Consider the following 17,118-nt stretch of genomic DNA (forward strand, 5'->3'; position numbering starts at 1 on the left):
TCTCACACCTCCCGCATTCCTAAGCCAAGTACGATCGCCAAGCCAGAGCGTTGTACCTGTGGATATTTATCAGTGTCAACTTCCAAGGACAAAGCCCCGATTGGATCTATTTGGGTGGTTGGCAAGCTCAATCGTTGGGTAAAAAATTCATCTAGCTGTTGGAGTCCACCTCCTGGCCCAGCTAATAAAATCTGCGCTACCTCCAAATTTTCACTTTGATTGAGGTAAAAATCGATGGAACGGCGCAGTTCATCTGTTAGTTCGCCCAATACTCGCAATATGGCTGCCATACCAGGATCGAGTTCGGTAACGCCGGTTTTCCCACCGTCTATAAGAGTTGGGGGAATAATCATTCCGTGTAACAATTCCATATCTCGTGATGTGGGTAAGCTCATTGTCCTTGCTAAGGCAGTTTGCATTTGATAAGTGCCGATTGGGACTGTGCGCGAAAATTGCGGCACTCCGTTAACGATGATGGCAATTTCTGTACTATCGAACTCTATATCAACTAGTACTGCTGCTTCTTGCGGTCCAAATTGTCGTAGTTGATCGCGAATAGTCCGAATCAGAGCAAAACTGTTAATTTCTAAAACATCGATTTCTAATCCTGCTTGCTCGAATGTATTTATATAGGTATCCGTTATCTCCTTGCGGGTGGCTACTAGGAGTACATGTACTTTTTCAATGCCATCTTCATCTACAAAATACCCAAGTTTCTGATAATCGACATCAGCCTCTTCACGAGGATAGGGTAAATACAAACCTGCTTCATGGTTCAGCACCATTTCTCGCAGTTCTTTGTCATCTAACTCTGCTGGCACTGGTATGATCCGAACGATGGAATCTCGCCCTGGTACACCAGTGGCAACACGAGAAGTTTTGATTTTGCTCTCAGCTAGCCCCTGCTGGATTAATTGCGCCATTGCTGGAGGGTCGTTAATTTGACCATCGGTAACTATGCCTTCTGGAACTGCTACCGATGTAAAGGTTTCTAGTTTCAAGCCTTGACCCTGCTTGCGTAACTGAACTATATTTACCCGTTCGGGGGCAAGTTCAATGCCAACCCCTTTATTCGATTTACCAAACAGACCATTGAAGCTTTTTACCACAAGTTCAATGCCGGCCCCTTTATTCGATTTGCCAAACAGACTAGTGAAACTTTTTACCACAGTTGTGCCCGCTGGACTGCTAAATTGGAAATTTAAATGATACTAAAAAACTGACTTTGTGCTAGGTAATTTATTTAGCCGATAACCTCGACAATTCTGCCTAAGCTTTTCACACTGAGCAAGCGTAAAAATACTGGGAAAATGATTCAATTACGAAAATTTAAACAACTTGTTGCTTTGGCACTGCTTGGCTTACTAACCAGTTGGATTGTAAGTTGCAGCACAGGTAATGTTAGTACAGGTACAAAACAAGCTACTTCCAGAGTGGCAACTGTTGAGTTTTGGACGATGCAACTCCAACCTCAATTTAGCGACTACTTCAAAAGCCTAATTGCGAATTTTGAATCACAAAATCCAGGTATAAAGGTTAACTGGGTTGATGTACCTTGGGCAGCGATGGAGAACAAAATTTTAACAGCTGTCTCAGCAAAAACGCCACCTGATGTAGTTAACCTCAATCCGGGTTTCGCTTCCCAACTTGCCGGACGAAATGCCTGGTTAGATTTGGATGCGAAAGTCCCAAACGATGTACGTTCCTCCTATCTACCGAATATCTGGGAAGCAAGCACGCTCAATGGCAAGAGTTTTGGGGTTCCCTGGTATCTCACCACAAGGCTAACCATTTATAACACTGATTTATTAAAACAGGCAGGTATCAATAAACCACCCGCAACTTACGCAGAATTGGCACAAGCAGCCCAACAAATTAAAGATAAGACTGGGAAATATGCCTTTTTTGTGACTTTCGTACCGCAAGATTCCGGTGAAGTGCTGGAATCTTTCGTGCAAATGGGAGTCACCCTAATAAATGCACAAGGGAAAGCAGCGTTTAATTCAGCACAAGGGAAAGCAGCGTTTCAGTATTGGGTAGACTTGTATAAAAAAGGGTTGCTTCCGAAAGAAGCTTTGACCCAAGGACATCGCCACGCGATCGATTTATACCAATCTGGAGAGACTGCGTTTTTAGCTTCTGGGCCAGAGTTTCTGAAAACGATCGCTAATAATGCCCCAAAAATTGCTCAAGCTTCGGAAATAGCACCTCAACTCACTGGTGACACAGGTAAGAAAAATGTCGCGGTGATGAACATAGTTATTCCCCGCGAGAGCAAACAACCAGACAGCGCTGTTAAGTTTGCTTTATTTGTTACCAATGACGAAAATCAGTTAGCCTTTGCTAAAGCTGCAAATGTCCTACCTTCTACAGTCAAAGCATTGTCTGATAGTTACTTTAAAGATGTTCCAGCCAATGCTTCAACAATAGAAAAAGCGCGAGTTATCAGTGCTAAAGAACTGCAACATGCAGAAATATTAACCCCTACTTTGAAGGATTTTAACAAACTGCAAAAGGCAGTTTACGAGAACTTGCAAGCAGCAATGTTAGAGGATAAAACTGTAGATAAAGCTGTAGAAGATGCAGCGCAAGAGTGGAATCAAAGATAAATTTGGGCATTGGGCATGGGAAAAATTCCTCCTTGTTTTCTTCATGCCCTACTCCCTATTCCCTACTCACCATTTTTAATCTTCAAGAAATACTACAAAAAACCGTTTTTAACGTTAAATATTAACACTGATATATTCTAGGCTTTTGGTGTAGGCGTAGCCCGTCCTAGACATCGCGATTCAACTACCATTAGTCCAAATTTTGTAGTATTTGTATACTATAAAACGAAGTGCGGAATCTAGGTTAAAAACTGAATAAAACTAACAACCCGATCGCAACGGGTCGATAATGCACAAATTAGCTCTAATTTCTTTCACGTTCCAAGCATGGAGGTCGAATTGGAACCAACAATAGAATAATTGCGAAGCTTTTACCGAATGTCGGTGAGAATGAGCAATTTGCTTCGACCAATTAACTTAGTGCGGATGGACGAAAGGACAAAACGTATAGTGATGTTGGTAGGAGACACAATAGAAATAGAAATTTATTCCAACAAAGAGGTAGTTACAAAATGACACAACCCAACTTTGCACATATGACTGATACCGAGTTACGAGCTTACGTGTTGCAAAATCTTAACAACAGTGAAGTATTTCACGCTTATGTCGATTGTTTGCACGCAGCCAATCCAAATCCACAGCCAATGTCAATTGAAGAGGCTAAGGCTGAATTAGAAAGGAGAGTCAACCAGGGTCAAAGATAGCGGTAAAACATCCTGAAAAATTTTTTAGGATGCTCTGCAATCCGAAAATCACTTAATTTATTGTCACTTAAAAAATCGTCAAACAACAGCCTGACCAACCTTGCCCGTTGTTCTTTATCTAACTTTTTTGCCAATTACATACAGTACGTCCTCTGCCACCTTTAGTGAATAAACTTCTTTCGATTCACCTCCTTTGATCTCAGTAAAAAATCGCCTACTAAATAAAGTGAACCACACAAAACAATTAAATCGTCTGTGGTAGCGGTTGAGGTTGCGGTCTCCAGTGCTGTGAATAAATCTGGATGTAGTTGGCGATCGCTTAATTTTGGACAGAGGCTGTGAGCTAGGTTTGCTAATTCGTGTAGATCAGCAGAAGTTCGACCCGGCCAAGGTTCTACTGGTATTGGTACTAAATAAAGGCGATCGCCTGGCCGCAGCAGGGCGGCAAAAATATCCGCATGATCCTTATCGGAAAACATTCCCATAACCCAATTGACGGGCTTGTGGTTAACTGCGTCTAAACTATCAACATACTGGCGAAGAACTTGGGCAGCGGCGGTATTATGAGCGCCATCAAGTAATAATTTATGGTTTTTCCAGGTAGTCCATTGCATCCGCCCTGGCCATTCAGTTTTTGCCATACCGTTAATTATGGCTTCTTCAGAAATCTGCCAACCCTGTTTTTGGAGAATTTCTAAAGTAGCTAAAGCCAAAGCTGAATTAGTTAATTGAATCTGTCCCGCTAATGGTAACGGATATTTAATTAATTTTGAATTTTGAATTGTTTGATACTCTGCCCATCCAGAGGCTAGTTGACGGGCGGGTTGAGGTGTAAAAATCGGACATTTTAATTCTAAAGCACGCGATCGCACAACTTTTTCTGCATCCGATGGCAATGTCCCAACTACAACTGGACATCCAGGTTTGAGAATACCTGCTTTTTCTTTAGCAATATCAGAGACGGTAGGCCCAAGTTGCTGCCAGTGTTCGCGGCTGATGGAAGTGATGATTGTAACTAAGGGTTCCAAGCAGACATTGGTAGCATCTAAGCGCCCTCCTAGTCCGACTTCTACCACAGCCACATCGACTTGCTGCTGGGCAAAATATAACCAAGCTGCCGCGGTAATTACTTCAAACTGAGTTGCCGATTCTTCATCAGGGCGAATAGCCGCTTGGACTTTTTGGAATAATTGGCTCAATTCCTCAGAGGAAATTGGCTGTTCATTCAGACAAATACGTTCCGTCCAATTGACTAAATGGGGAGAAGTGTAGCGTCCTGTACAATAACCAGCCTCTGTAAGTACTGAGGAAAGATAGGCACAGACTGAACCTTTGCCATTAGTGCCAGCAACGTGAATTACCGGGATTTGGTGATGAGGATTACCGAGATTTGCCAATAGGTTGACAATGCGATCGAGTCCCAGATGGACACCAAAGCGTTGAAGAGGTTGTATTACAGAATCGATATCCACAGAAGCGGGAGTGGGGAGTAAGAATTTTAGATTTTAGATTTTGGATTTTAGATTGAAATTTAATCCAAAATCCAAAATTGAATTGTCCAATGCCCCATTAATCGATATGAACAAAACCGACTGCCTCTGTGATCATAAACAGTCGGTTAAAGAGTGATGATATTGAGGCGAATTTAGGCTTCTCTATCCCAAAAGCCTTGAATTTGTCTTAAAGCCGCAGCGCCAATATTAAACACTGCCCAGCCAGCAGCAATGGCGACTGGTGCTAAAACGATCGCTATACGGAAATCGATATCCATATCTAGAACCCCTCTTTTAAGTAGAAATTAAAGTTTTGTCAACTGCTCTCATTTTTATTTTTAGCTGAAGTGGGCAATTTTTCCAACTACATATGTAAAGAATATTTATATTATGGAATATTGGGCATTAGGGATGGGGCATGGAGAAGAGACAAGGTAGACAAGGGAGAGGGGGGAGACAAGGGAGACACTTGTTCAATAATTCCCCCTTGTCCCCTCTGCTCCCCCTGCTCCCCCTGCCTTTCTACTCCCCACTCCCTAAGACTTGCTAAAGCCGATATCAGTACCCTTACCAGCATGAACTAAAGCTAACTTTTGGTAACGTTTAGCGTGTTCAATCAGTTCTGCGGCTTCAACGTTTGTTACTTGCCGTAACACTTTCCCAGGAATACCGACAACTAGGGACAGAGGTGGTACATTTTTAGTTACCACTGCACCAGCACCGATAATGCTACCAGCACCCACTCGTACCCCGTCTAAAATCACTGCGCCAATGCCAATCAAACTTCCACGCTCAATGTAAGCGGAATGTACTACAGCGCGATGCCCTACGGTAACATAATCTTCTAAGATTGTCGGAAAACCAGGATCACCATGTAGAATTGCTCCATCCTGAATATTTGTGCATTCGCCTATTTCAATGCGTTCAACATCTCCCCTAACCACTGCTCCATACCAAATGCTTACCCCTGCTGCGATATTTACCGAACCCATAACAATAGCATTGGCTGCGATGAAGGCAGCTTCAGAAAAATCGGGAGATATCCAGTAAGAAGCGGTAGACACGATAGAATATTAATTATGGTACCCAGGAACACTAGAGAAACTCCAACCTTTGAGGCTGGTTGCACAACCAGGATATCACACGTCAAGCCTCTACGCTGAGGAAAACACTAGTTAACTATGTTCCTGCTGCAACTCCGTGTCTGTGCAGTTGTGAGCAAGTAACCCAAAGTGGCAGAGCCGAAGTGTATAATCCAACCCACTAGTGCTGGTGAAGACAAAATTATGTTTGTACGCACTTCATGATGAATCCAGGCTTGCAGTACCCGATGTTTGGGCCTGAAATACAGTGTCCCCATTGTCGCCAGACTATTCCGGCGCTGACACTAACAGATACCTATTTGTGTCCACGTCATGGCGCGTTTGAAGCTAATCCTAAAAATGGAGAGTTAATCCATTTGCAATCGGGGCGTCATTGGCGGAGGTGGAATAATGAATGGTATAGACAGCATACTCATCCCGATGGTATTCGGTTTGAAATTCACGAAGCATTAGATAAGCTTTATACCCAAGGCTATCGAGCAACAAGAGTGATTATTGCTCGACGCTATCAGGAATTAATGAGTGGCTACTTAGAACGCAGCACACCTTGGCGTTCAGGAGTGCCGGAAGCTACATCTGCCCGTTTGTATGGCTTACCCGTGGAGTTTAGCCCTGATACCTCAGAAGATCCCTGTTGGGAAGTGATTAATTTTGACTTAGAAAAAGAGCCTGGCGTCCCTGTACGCTACCCCTATTTCAGGTTATTTGAGTGAAGTTAGGGGTTAAATCATTAAAAGTTAGCAGTTAGGAGTACAGACGCGATTAATCGCGTCTGTACAGGAGTTAGGAGTTAAATTCAATTCATAACTCATAATTCATAACTCCTAACTTTACTCACAATTCCTAACTTTTGTTATGCACCACGCTTCTATTCGGACTGCAAATATTCATCGAGCGATCGCTTTCTATGAATATTTAGGGTTTACAATTTCGGAACGCTTTACTACAGGCTACACTCTGGCTTGCTGGATGGAAGGATTGGGCGGCAGAATTGAACTGATCCAAATTCCCGAACCAAAACCAGCCCCAGATGCATTTGCTGACGAACATTATGTGGGATACTATCATCTCTCGTTCGATTTAACTGAGATTACACCAGATTTACCTAGCTGGTTGACAAATTTACAAGAACGTGTGTTACTTGCTGCTGAGAGTCAACCCGAAGAATTACAACCTTTGAAGGTACTTTTAGAACCGACACAACAGCAAATAGGCGATCGCATTTACGAAGTGGCTTTCATCGCCGATACCGATGGCTTACCTCTGGAATTTATTCGAGTTTTAGCAAAACTCTCATAATTTAGCTTTTTTATTACCTTTGTTGCTAATATATTGTTTTTCTGTATTGTTGCTGAGGTAACAGATTTTTTTGCCAAATTAAACTCTGGTCACTTTCCAAAATAACTATGTAACTTAATTTACAGATATATGTGCTAAATACATGTATAGATTTTTCAGATTTTATAAATATCCCTTGTCATTATTATTTTTTAGCTTATGGCTAGTAGCGGTTTTTTTGTTGAGTGATCAACCTGCTCATAGCAAACATGCAGCCATATTTAACAAAGAAAAATACCAGTCAACCTTGCTAGCAAAAACAATAATGCCCTCAACACTGATAGAAAATGTCCGCAAGACAGTGCTGGAGAATGGTCTAATTGTCCTGACAAAGGAAGTGCATACTGCACCAGTGGTGACGGTGCAGGTATGGTACAAGGTTGGCTCAGGCGACGAAGAACCGGGCACAAATGGTATTGCTCACCAGTTAGAACACATGATGTTTAAAGGTACAAATAATCGTCCGATTCAATTTGGACGTTTATTTAGTGCTTTAGGTAGTGATTCCAATGCTTTTACCAGCTATGACCAAACTGCATATTACGGTACTGTAGAACGAAACAAGCTGAAAGCGCTCTTAGTGCTGGAAGCAGACAGAATGCAAAATTCCCAGATTGAGCCAGAGCAACTGGCGAGTGAAAAGCGGGTGGTAATTTCCGAGTTGCAGGGTTACGAAAATAGTCCTGAATATCGTCTCAACCGCGCCGTCATGCAGGCAGTGTTTCCCAATCATGCTTATGGGTTGCCTGTGGGTGGCACCAAAGCTGATGTCGAAAAATTTGAAGTTGAGCAGGTACAAAAATATTACCGCAACTTTTACAGTCCTGATAATGCCGTCTTAGTGATTGTTGGAGATTTTCAAACTGCAAATACCCTCGAAACAATTAAAGAAGTATTTGGGAAATTACCAAAAAAAGTGAGGAGTGAGGAGTTAGGAGTTAGGAGTAAAAATGTTTTTACCCCATCTACCTCACTCAGAACTCCCATAGTGTTGCGAGAACCGGGAGCAGGGCGGCTGTTACAAGTTGTGTATCCGCTACCGGATGTGAATCAACCGGATGTGCCTGCGCTAGATGTGATGGATTATATCTTGACAGAGGGACGGAATTCTCGCCTTTATCAAGTATTAGTGGAATCAGGTTTAGCTAGTGAAGTTACAGCATCCGTTACCAGTTTGCGAGAATCTGGCTGGTATGAGGTGTTGGTGACGGCTGGATCTAAACAAGATTTGAAAAAAATTGACTCAGTGTTAAGTAGTGCGATCGCCAATCTAGCAGAAAAAGGCGTGACATCTGAGGAAGTAGAACGAGCCAAAACCCAATTAACAGCAGATGTAATTTTGAGTAACCGTGATATCACTTCTCAAGCGATGCGATTGGGCAATGATCAGACAACTGCTGGTGATTATCGCTACACAGACCGCTATTTAGCAGCTGTCCGTCTGGTGAAGCCGACGGATGTTGTTGCTGTGATTAACAAATACCTCACAAAAGAAGCCCGGACAGTAGGCTTTTTTGAACCAACCCAAAAGCGGATAACAGGGATTAGTGACAAACCAGACTCAGCCCAAACTACAGAAAATTTCTCTTTTGGCATACCTGTGCTTCCTTCTGAGGTAGGGAAGTACTTACCGCCTGTGGATTTGACTACAGATGCAATCGCACGAGTCTTACCACAGGAATTCAAATTTACCAACGGACTGCGAATATTACTGTTACCTGATAATAGTACTCCCACCGTCACCCTGAGCGGCCACATTCAAGCCGGGACAGAATTTGATCCAGAGAAGAAAGCGGGACTGGCTGCTTTTGTAGCAGAGAATTTGCTAAATGGTACTAAGAGCAAGGATGTCTTAACTATTGCCAAAGTCTTGGCAGAACGAGGAGCGAGTCTAAACTTTGAAGTCTACCGCGAAGGTGTGCATATCGAAGGTGATAGTTTAGCAGGGGATTTGCCGATAATCCTTAAGATATTGGCAGATGTTGTGAAAAATAGTACCTTTCCAGTCAAGGAGTTGGAACTGCATCGCCAACAAAGTTTAAGTGATCTGCAACTGGAATTAGATGAGCCATCAGAAGTAGCCAGAAGAATATTTGTTCAGTCAATTTACCCGAAAAAACATCCCTTACACACCTTTCCTACAGAGGAGAGTTTACAGCAGATTCAGCGCCAGGATGTGATTGATTTCAAAGCTAAACATTATCGTCCAGACACGACAGTGCTAGCGCTGGTAGGAGATTTTGATCTAGACAAAGTGCGATCGCTGATTAAAAATGAGTTTGGTAACTGGGAAGTTAGCGGCCAAGCACCAACATTAAAATATCCCACGGTGCCAATGCTGAAGAAAATGGTCAGTGTCAACCCAGTTTTACCAGGTAAAGCCCAAGCTGTTACTTATATGGGTTACACAAGTATTAACCGTTATGATCCTCGGTTTCATGCAGCCTTAGTATTGAACCAGATTTTGGGAGGCGATACCCTATCCAGTAGACTAGGTGCAGAAGTGCGCGATCGCCAAGGTTTGAGTTATGGAATTTATAGCTCCTTCCAAACCGGGAAGAATGCAGGCATATTTATGATTGAGATGCAAACTAGTCCAGAAGATAGCAGTAAAGCGATCGCTAGTACCCGCCAAATACTACAGCAAATCCATCAACAAGGTGTCACTGCCCTGGAAGTAGAAACAGCTAAACGCACCTTCATCAGTAACTACAACGTTTCCCTGGCAAACCCAGAAGAATTAACAGATAAAATTCTGATGAATGAGGTGTACGGACTAGATAAAGGAGAATTGCACTCCTTCACTGATAAAATCCAGAAAGTCACTCTTGACCAAGTTAATCAAGCGGCTCGTGAGTTACTCCACCCAGATCAAATCGTGGTTGTCACTGCTGGGCCATCTGTATTAGCAGAGAAAAGCATTAGGTAGAGATGGGCACTGGGCATGGATAATATAAACTGGACACAAAAAGTCCAAGCAGGCAAAGTAGAAATCAAAGGAGCCATTCACGAACTAGAACTCAAGCCAGGTGCTGAAGCAGAATGGGTATTTGTACCCCTGAAATCTGGCACTTATGGCTTGCGTTGTCCAATACTGGGACATACGGAAGCAGGGATAACTGGAGAGATTGCCATCAGGAATTAAAAATTATTTGACTCAGTATTTGGCATCTATATAATGTTGCAATTAAAGATGATTAAACTAAGTGCTATAGTGTGCAGCGAAAAATAAGTTATGGCGTATTTGATTCAAGTCCAAGACATCAGGAGTACGCGAATGTGTTATTCTGTATACGTTAGCGGCTAAACTGGAAGAATCCCTATCAGGGATTAAAACAACTTAAATTATAGATATTATTTCTCAAGTAATCTAGAGAAAGCATTGATACTTCAGCGGCAGAGCCACCAGTAATTATTAATTTCCTATGAACATTTTCAGTAACTTACTTCCTCAAACAACTCAGCCTACAACATCGAAAAAACAGCGCCGAGGAATTGAAATTAAATCGCCGCGTGAAATTGATATCATGCGGCAATCAGCGACAATTGTGGCAACTGTCCTCAAAGAAATTTCCGAGCTAGTAAAGCCAGGAATGACAACAGCTGATTTGGATGCTCATGCAGAAAAACGTATCCGCGAAATGGGTGCAACACCTAGTTTTAAAGGATATCACGGTTTTCCAGGTTCTATCTGCTCCAGCATTAACAATGAAGCAGTGCATGGCATTCCTAGTCCCAAGAAAGTGATTCGCGTAGGGGATGTATTAAAAGTAGATACGGGAGCTTATTACCAAGGTTTTCATGGTGATTCTTGTATTTCAATTGCTGTCGGTGAAGTGACGCAAGAAGCTGCTAAATTAATTCGTGTAGCAGAAGAAGCTTTATATAAGGGTATTGAACAAGTAAAGGCTGGTGTATACTTACTTGACCTAGCTGGAGCAATTGAAGACCATGTGAAAGTTAACGGCTTTAGTATAGTCGAAGAATTCACTGGACACGGTGTCGGTCGTAACCTGCATGAAGAACCTTCAGTATTCAACTACCGTACCCGCGAGATGCCAAATGTTAAACTCCGTGCGGGGATGACGCTGGCAATTGAGCCAATTTTAAATGCGGGTTCTAGACACACGCGGACATTATCTGACCGTTGGACAGCAGTCACCGTGGATAATTCTTTGTCGGCTCAGTTTGAGCATACAGTGTTGGTGACAGAGACTGGTTATGAGATTTTGACTGACCGTTCTAAAGTGTAATTGTTAGTTGTAATGATCTGTTGTTAACAGAGGTGAAGCGTCAAAAGAGGGCGATTTGCCTTTTTATTTTTTGAGCAAAGGTTCGCAGAGGTTGTAGGACTTTTTTTGATCTAGAAGGAAGTCCCTTGCATACAGGCTGATAAATTCGCCAGCAGCGGCTGGTTTGATGCTTTGGAGTGCTTTAGCAATGTTGAGGAATCAAACTCTGCTTCTATCGCTGTTAAAGCTTCTGAAGATCCAATTTTTGGCAGATAATCTATCATAATTCTCGTAATCGGTTCTCGTCGAGAGGTGATTAGCATAATTCACACTTGCATAACCTGCAATTTGCAGAGGTTGGTGAGTGGAGTCCACTTTTTCCGACTGCAAATCCTGGGGAAATGATGAGTATTTTGACTCGCCATATTTTTGTTAACAGGACTTAAATAGGACTTACGCAAAATCATGAAAAAACGTAGACGTATTCGCGTAGTGTCTGTCTGCAACACGCTGCGCGAATGTAGAGAAGCGGCTTGCCGCAGGCTACCGCATTCGCGCAGCGTCTCGTTAGAGAAGGACGCATTACTCCTACGGAGAAGCAAGCTACGCGCAGCGTCTCGTAGAGAAGGACACAAGGAAATAAGAGTTTCAGAGAGTTCTTGCGTAAGTCCTAATGTCTTGTTAGTTATTCTGGCTTTACTCCCAATTTCTCAACCGAAAGCGCACGGGCATTTTATCGGACGGATAAATTAACAGGTTTTGCTGTAATTGTTCCAGAGAAGAACGACCGTTGACTAACTCCCAGTCGAAGTACCGAAGCAATAATGCTAGCATCATAGTTGCTTCTAGCATTGATAGATTCTCTCCTAAGCAACGATGAGGCCCTGAACCAAAATCTATCATTGGCAGTGAACTAGTTTCCTTACTTTTGTCTAACCAACGTTCCGGCAGAAATTCTTCTGGATTAGTATAGACTTCTGGATCTCTTCCAGCAGCAAGCATTGACCAGGATATTCTTGTACCGCGAGGAATCACTTGACCCTCAATTACAGTGTCGCGTTGAGTCTCCAATGAAGTCGAGCCGGAGGCGACTGAATAAAGGCGCAGCGTCTCCTTGATAATTGCGCGAATATAAGCTAATTCTTTGAGACTTTCGGTATTAATACCGCCAAAGGTTTGCCAAGCTTGGTCAACGATGTCCCGTGCTTGCTGAAAAACCCTTTGATTTAAGCTTAACTCTCCTACTGCAAAGGATAAAGTATGGGCTGTTGTGTCAGTACCACCTATTAAGAATTCAACAGATTCTGCTATTAATGTTTTGCGATTGTATTTTGGTTCTTTGGCAGCGATTTTAACTAACATTGATTCCTGGAACAAAGGACTTACCTGTGGTAAATCCGTCTGGTTTTGTTCTCTTATCCGTAAAGCTAAGTCTACACGGGGAGTTAGAAATTCCTCTAAATATCGCCTTGCTGCCCAATAATCAAGTGAATTCTTAGTTGGCAAATATTTAATCCATATCTTCTCCCCAGTAGCTTGTCTTAGAAACCGATAGCCTACAATAGACATCGCTTCGTACACTTTGAGAACTTCTAAAGGTGGCCCCTCATCACTAGTACTCTTTCTATCCACGGGAATGCCCAGTACTAGACAAGAAATTACCCTCATTGTTAGTTCTACAAACAGAGGATCTACCTGAACTTCTTTTGGTGGCGCTACTTCCTTCAGTGTCTCAATTACTTGTTCGCAGGCTTGGATAATAATTTCCACATATTTCGAGAGACTGCTAGAACTGAATTCCGGGTTCCAAGCCTTGCGTCGCCACTGCCACTCAGTCCCGGTTTCTCCTAACAGAATGGGGCCACTGATATCGTTCCAAGCTTTGCGTAATCGCTCAGACCTGATTAAGCTACCATCTTTCATTCCATTGACAATGGTATTGTCGATAACTTTTGGTTTACTTAAAATGACAATTGGGTTGTTGCCATTCCAAATAACATACATCGGGCCTAGCTGTTGACTCCAATCAAATATTTGCCGGAATAATTTCTTCTGTTTCACTGCTGCTAATATTTGAGGAAGATTTCCTAACAGCCAGTGTTTGGGAGGAGAAGGGAGTGATTGTAGCGATTTGTATGTATTCTTTTGTTTCCACCAGCGCCACCCAATTGTTCCGGCTATGCTAGTAACGCCTAAGACTGTTGCTAAATATGGAAGTGAGTCAGAATAAGTAATCTGAGCAGTAATGTTTTGAAACATGAATCCGCCTTTGTTCACCAAAAACTTCAGATTACCCAGATACTACCTTATTGTTTCCCAATTCGTTCAGCCTCTTTTCATCGTCGGAAATTAATAATTAATAATATTAACGAAATGTAAAAAGGTTGAAGCTCTTGTGATTGCTTCACTTCGCTTCTCTATGAGACACACTCGCGTTCGCTCCGTACCCTACGGGAAGGCTTACACTAACGCAATGACATAGTTATAAATTTTCCCACCTACCTACTTATCACAAATAAAATAAGATTACTATAGTCTATTTTTTATTTTTGGATTATTTGACTGATAGCCGCATAGTTAGTTTTATAAATAGGAAGCGTTTCTTTAGCTTGTATAGAGACAAATGTACTATCTGGAATAGCTTCTAATAAATTAATTGCCTGCTCAAATTTATCTTTTGATTGCTGCCGAATTAGTAGTGAATGAGGCGAATTATGGAAAAATAAATTAGCTTCTATTGCTAGTTTTTGGGCTGATTCTAAGTTTGCTACAGCTTTCTTTTCAATTAAGACTCTTTGATTGATTGCGTTATAGTTAATCTGATAGTAAGCTAATTTCTTCTTTGCCTGGTTATAAATTGATGTTTCATTAGGAATACTATCTAACAAGTTTATTGCCTGATACCATTTGTTTTGTGCTTGTTGCCAAGCTTTTAGAGGATGCGGTGGATTTTGAACCAGATAAGCAGCCTCCATACCGAGTTTTTGAGCAGATTTAAACTTGGCGAACGCACTTCCTTCTTGAGTTAAACTTAAAATTATTTGCTGCAATTGTGGACTTTGCTCTTTAATTTTCCAACCACCAAAACCTAAAATTAATAAACTTGAGGCTACTATCAAAGCCAAACGCACTATTTTGTGTGTCGAAAACTTTGGTACTATTTCTACTTGCTGGCTAATAATTGGTTCTTTATTAATTTCTTGTTCAATGTTTTTCAAGGCTTGTTCTGCCTGTTTCCTTAAAGTATCGCCCTGAATAATTAAAGCAGCAATTTGTTCTTGGAAAAAATCACAATCATTAAGAATATCTGTCAATTCTTGAAATTTACCATCACTTGATATAATTAATTCGTGGTCGTCATCTAACCACTCTAAGGCGAAGCCAGATTTACCATAAAAAGCAGACACACCTAATAAAATATTTAATAAGCTATGACTATTTTTAATAGTATTAAAAATATAATTTAATTTTTGTTGTAATTGCAATAGCTGATTTTGATAATTGCTGATTTTTTGAATTTGATGATCTAAAAGATTATAGTTGCCAAAAATTAAGTTAATCTTTAAGCTTTCAGCAATTACCTGAAAATTGGCGGTTAGGCTGAGATGATTAATATCAGAATTTAGTTGATCGACCAACTGAATATCACTGAGAATATCAGCGGCTATCGCCTGCAAAAAATAACCCCATTCAATCCAAGAATCAATTTTTGATTGTAAATCAGTTAATGAAATTTTAGTTTCTGAATTGCCAAATTTTTCTGCTATAGCTGGATCTACTAATTCAATATTAGGTATAAAAATAACAGATACTGTACTTATTCTAGGCAGTGTAGCGATCGCAAAATTTTTGAGGTGATCAAATTTCAATTCCTGAGCAATTAATTTTTTCAGATTCCGTAGTTGTTCCTGAGCATTATTGATCAGGATAATTTGTTCCATAATCTGATTAGAATCGCCAACAGTCAATTTTAGACTCTGAATCAGTGTTGGCAGTTCACTAACAAGTATTTCTAGGTTAGCCATAAATGCCCCTTAGGGATTTGTCGAAAGTTTATGCGAAACAATTAAAATGGCTTGAGTAAGAACGTAACCACACCTGTTGCATCTTGAGCATCCTAAGTGAGTCATAAATCTCAGCAGCCATAAAATGTATAGTTCCCAGAAATCCTGCTAAAGTAACAATTTAAGTTTTAAAATCCCAGAGAAAGACAAAATTACCCATTTACTAACGTATGAATGAAGTTGATTTAGCATTTACCCCAGCCCTAGAGTTGGCGCAATTAATCCGTCGCCGGGAAGTATCACCGCTAGAGTTAGTGGAAATATATTTAGAACGAATTGGGCAGTTAAATCCCCAATTAGGAAGTTATTTTACAGTGACGGCAGAACTGGCGATCGCAGATGCCAAAGCCAAAACAGAATTATTGACAACTACCTCAGAACTACCACCATTTTTTGGGGTGCCGATTTCGATTAAAGACCTCAACGCTGTAGCAGGTGTTACCTGTACTTTTGGAAATCCGGCATTACTGAACAATATCCCTAACTATGATGATGGGGTTGTGACGAGGATTAAGCAAGCTGGGTTTACTATTCTTGGTAAAACCGCGACTTCCGAATTAGGTTCATTACCTTACAGTGAACCTACGGGTTTTCCCCCAGCCAGAAATCCGTGGAATTTAGAATACACCCCTGGCGGTTCTAGTGGTGGCGCAGCGGCGGCGGTAGCAGCAGGGTTGTGTGCGATCGCTCAAGGTTCTGATGGCGGTGGTTCAATTCGGGGGCCTGCGGCTTGTTGTGGTTTGGTGGGATTAAAACCATCCAGGGGCAGAGTGAGTAAAGCACCCGTAGGCGAACGCCTGGCTGGAATTGCCGCCAACGGCCCAATCGCCCGGACTGTCGCTGATGCTGCTGCCCTTTTGGATACTATATCTGGCTATGTCACAGGCGATCCTTACTGGTTGCCAGATCCCGAACCATCATTTCTCGCCGCCACTCAAACAAAACTCGGTGGTTTGCGAATTGCTTTTGACACTAGCATTTTTCCTTTGGGAGAAGCTGACACCAACTGTCAGCAAGGTGTCCGCCAAACAGTCCAGTTATTAGAACAACTCGGCCACCAAGTTGAACAGAAATCCCCAGATTTTAGCGGTTTAATTGAACCATTTCAAATCGTCTGGCAAGCTGGGGTGGCTGCATCAGGACTTCCTGTTGAAGCTTTGCAGCCATTAAATCGCTGGCTATTTACCCGCACAGGTTCTGTTGCCCAGTACCTCAAAGGAGTTTCTCAAATGCAGATAGTGGCACGACAGATTGTGGCGTTTTTCGATACCGTGGATGTGCTGGTATTGCCAGTTTATCTACATTCACCGATCCTGGTTGGGGAATGGGCTTCGCTGAGTCCAGAAGAGACATTCCAAAATATTATTCAATGGGTTGCCCCTTGTCCGCCTGCTAATGCAACTGGACAACCTGCGATCGCAATTCCTGTAGGTTTTGATAGTAAGGGTTTACCCATCAGTGTGCAGTTAATTGGCAAACCTGCGGCTGAAGCTACCCTGATCAGTCTAGCAGCACAATTAGAAGCGGCTAACCCTTGGATTGATCATCGTCCAGCCTTTGCAATATCAGGCTAAT

Annotated in this window: 15 protein-coding genes and 1 pseudogene; 9 read left to right on the plus strand and 7 right to left on the minus strand. The window is 42.0% G+C overall.

All coding sequences use genetic code 11. From position 1 onward, the window contains the following. Positions 1-2: 2 nt before the first annotated feature. Positions 3-1,109, minus strand: a complete 1,107-nt coding sequence (pilM, locus tag V7K48_RS19775; protein ID WP_335074980.1) for a type IV pilus biogenesis protein PilM — start codon at positions 1,107-1,109, stop codon at positions 3-5. 201 nt (positions 1,110-1,310) lie between these two features. On the opposite strand from pilM, the gene V7K48_RS19780 reads away from it, so the two are divergent. The 3 genes from V7K48_RS19780 (at position 1,311) to V7K48_RS19785 (ending at position 3,313) form a co-directional block, all read left to right on the plus strand. Continuing rightward, the gene (locus V7K48_RS19780; RefSeq protein ID WP_335074909.1) at positions 1,311-2,609 is read left to right on the plus strand and encodes an ABC transporter substrate-binding protein; all 1,299 of its coding nucleotides are present in this window, start codon (positions 1,311-1,313) and stop codon (positions 2,607-2,609) included. Between the two features lie 360 nt (positions 2,610-2,969). After that, positions 2,970-3,125: a DUF6888 family protein gene (locus tag V7K48_RS35080; protein WP_442949452.1), complete on the plus strand. Its 156-nt coding sequence runs from the start codon at positions 2,970-2,972 to the stop codon at positions 3,123-3,125. Further along, positions 3,122-3,313, plus strand: coding sequence for a DUF6887 family protein (locus V7K48_RS19785; RefSeq protein WP_335074910.1), 192 nt, complete (start codon positions 3,122-3,124; stop codon positions 3,311-3,313). The genes V7K48_RS35080 and V7K48_RS19785 overlap by 4 nt, the downstream gene beginning before the upstream one ends. 161 nt (positions 3,314-3,474) lie before the next feature. Here the strand turns inward: V7K48_RS19785 and V7K48_RS19790 are convergent, their stop codons facing one another. From V7K48_RS19790 to V7K48_RS19800, 3 genes are all read right to left on the minus strand, one after another. Beyond that, complete coding sequence (locus tag V7K48_RS19790; protein ID WP_335074911.1) at positions 3,475-4,785, minus strand: bifunctional folylpolyglutamate synthase/dihydrofolate synthase; 1,311 nt, start codon at positions 4,783-4,785, stop codon at positions 3,475-3,477. A gap of 173 nt (positions 4,786-4,958) precedes the next feature. After that, the gene (locus V7K48_RS19795; RefSeq protein ID WP_334689941.1) at positions 4,959-5,084 is read right to left on the minus strand and encodes a photosystem II protein Y; all 126 of its coding nucleotides are present in this window, start codon (positions 5,082-5,084) and stop codon (positions 4,959-4,961) included. A 258-nt stretch (positions 5,085-5,342) separates the two neighbouring features. Beyond that, on the minus strand, positions 5,343-5,870 hold the full coding sequence (locus V7K48_RS19800; protein WP_335074912.1) for a gamma carbonic anhydrase family protein: 528 nt from the start codon (positions 5,868-5,870) through the stop codon (positions 5,343-5,345). Between the two features lie 242 nt (positions 5,871-6,112). On the opposite strand from V7K48_RS19800, the gene V7K48_RS19805 reads away from it, so the two are divergent. From V7K48_RS19805 to map, 5 genes and pseudogenes are all read left to right on the plus strand, one after another. After that, positions 6,113-6,622, plus strand: a complete 510-nt coding sequence (locus tag V7K48_RS19805) for a TIGR02652 family protein (RefSeq protein WP_442945058.1) — start codon at positions 6,113-6,115, stop codon at positions 6,620-6,622. A 142-nt stretch (positions 6,623-6,764) separates the two neighbouring features. Continuing rightward, a complete protein-coding gene (locus tag V7K48_RS19810) occupies positions 6,765-7,208 on the plus strand; it encodes a VOC family protein (protein WP_335074913.1) in 444 nt (147 codons plus the stop codon). A gap of 142 nt (positions 7,209-7,350) precedes the next feature. Then, entirely contained in the window at positions 7,351-10,176 is a 2,826-nt protein-coding gene (locus V7K48_RS19815) for a M16 family metallopeptidase (protein WP_335074914.1), read from the plus strand. Positions 10,177-10,206: 30 nt separating this feature from the next. Then, positions 10,207-10,392, plus strand: a pseudogene (locus tag V7K48_RS19820) (sulfocyanin-like copper-binding protein); the annotation flags it as partial. A 280-nt stretch (positions 10,393-10,672) separates the two neighbouring features. After that, positions 10,673-11,500 carry a type I methionyl aminopeptidase gene (gene map / locus V7K48_RS19825; protein WP_335074915.1) on the plus strand — a complete coding sequence of 276 codons (828 nt, stop codon included), beginning with the start codon at positions 10,673-10,675 and terminating at the stop codon, positions 11,498-11,500. A 110-nt stretch (positions 11,501-11,610) separates the two neighbouring features. Here the strand turns inward: map and V7K48_RS19830 are convergent, their stop codons facing one another. The 3 genes from V7K48_RS19830 to V7K48_RS19840 form a co-directional block, all read right to left on the minus strand. Beyond that, on the minus strand, positions 11,611-11,802 hold the full coding sequence (locus V7K48_RS19830; RefSeq protein WP_335074916.1) for a hypothetical protein: 192 nt from the start codon (positions 11,800-11,802) through the stop codon (positions 11,611-11,613). 373 nt (positions 11,803-12,175) lie between these two features. Beyond that, positions 12,176-13,738 carry a cytochrome P450 gene (locus tag V7K48_RS19835; RefSeq protein WP_335074917.1) on the minus strand — a complete coding sequence of 521 codons (1,563 nt, stop codon included), beginning with the start codon at positions 13,736-13,738 and terminating at the stop codon, positions 12,176-12,178. 284 nt (positions 13,739-14,022) lie between these two features. Continuing rightward, on the minus strand, positions 14,023-15,447 hold the full coding sequence (locus tag V7K48_RS19840) for a hypothetical protein (protein WP_335074918.1): 1,425 nt from the start codon (positions 15,445-15,447) through the stop codon (positions 14,023-14,025). Positions 15,448-15,713: 266 nt separating this feature from the next. Between V7K48_RS19840 and V7K48_RS19845 the strand changes: the two genes are divergently transcribed. Continuing rightward, positions 15,714-17,117: an amidase gene (locus V7K48_RS19845; protein WP_335074919.1), complete on the plus strand. Its 1,404-nt coding sequence runs from the start codon at positions 15,714-15,716 to the stop codon at positions 17,115-17,117. Position 17,118: the final 1 nt, after the last annotated feature.

Origin of the sequence: Nostoc sp. (assembly GCF_036919615.1) — a bacterium.
In the GTDB taxonomy this organism is placed as follows: Bacteria; Cyanobacteriota; Cyanobacteriia; order Cyanobacteriales; family Nostocaceae; genus Nostoc.

Coding starts and splice junctions, on each gene's coding strand:
- V7K48_RS19780 (WP_335074909.1), top strand. CDS start 1,311: ATGATTCAATTACGAAAATTTAAACAACTTGTTGCTTTGGCACTGCTT.
- V7K48_RS19795 (WP_334689941.1), bottom strand. CDS start 5,084: ATGGATATCGATTTCCGTATAGCGATCGTTTTAGCACCAGTCGCCATT.
- V7K48_RS19815 (WP_335074914.1), top strand. CDS start 7,351: ATGTATAGATTTTTCAGATTTTATAAATATCCCTTGTCATTATTATTT.
- V7K48_RS19785 (WP_335074910.1), top strand. CDS start 3,122: ATGACACAACCCAACTTTGCACATATGACTGATACCGAGTTACGAGCT.
- V7K48_RS19835 (WP_335074917.1), bottom strand. CDS start 13,738: ATGTTTCAAAACATTACTGCTCAGATTACTTATTCTGACTCACTTCCA.
- V7K48_RS19830 (WP_335074916.1), bottom strand. CDS start 11,802: ATGCTAATCACCTCTCGACGAGAACCGATTACGAGAATTATGATAGAT.
- map (WP_335074915.1), top strand. CDS start 10,673: ATGAACATTTTCAGTAACTTACTTCCTCAAACAACTCAGCCTACAACA.
- V7K48_RS19805 (WP_442945058.1), top strand. CDS start 6,113: ATGAATCCAGGCTTGCAGTACCCGATGTTTGGGCCTGAAATACAGTGT.
- V7K48_RS19845 (WP_335074919.1), top strand. CDS start 15,714: ATGAATGAAGTTGATTTAGCATTTACCCCAGCCCTAGAGTTGGCGCAA.
- V7K48_RS19810 (WP_335074913.1), top strand. CDS start 6,765: ATGCACCACGCTTCTATTCGGACTGCAAATATTCATCGAGCGATCGCT.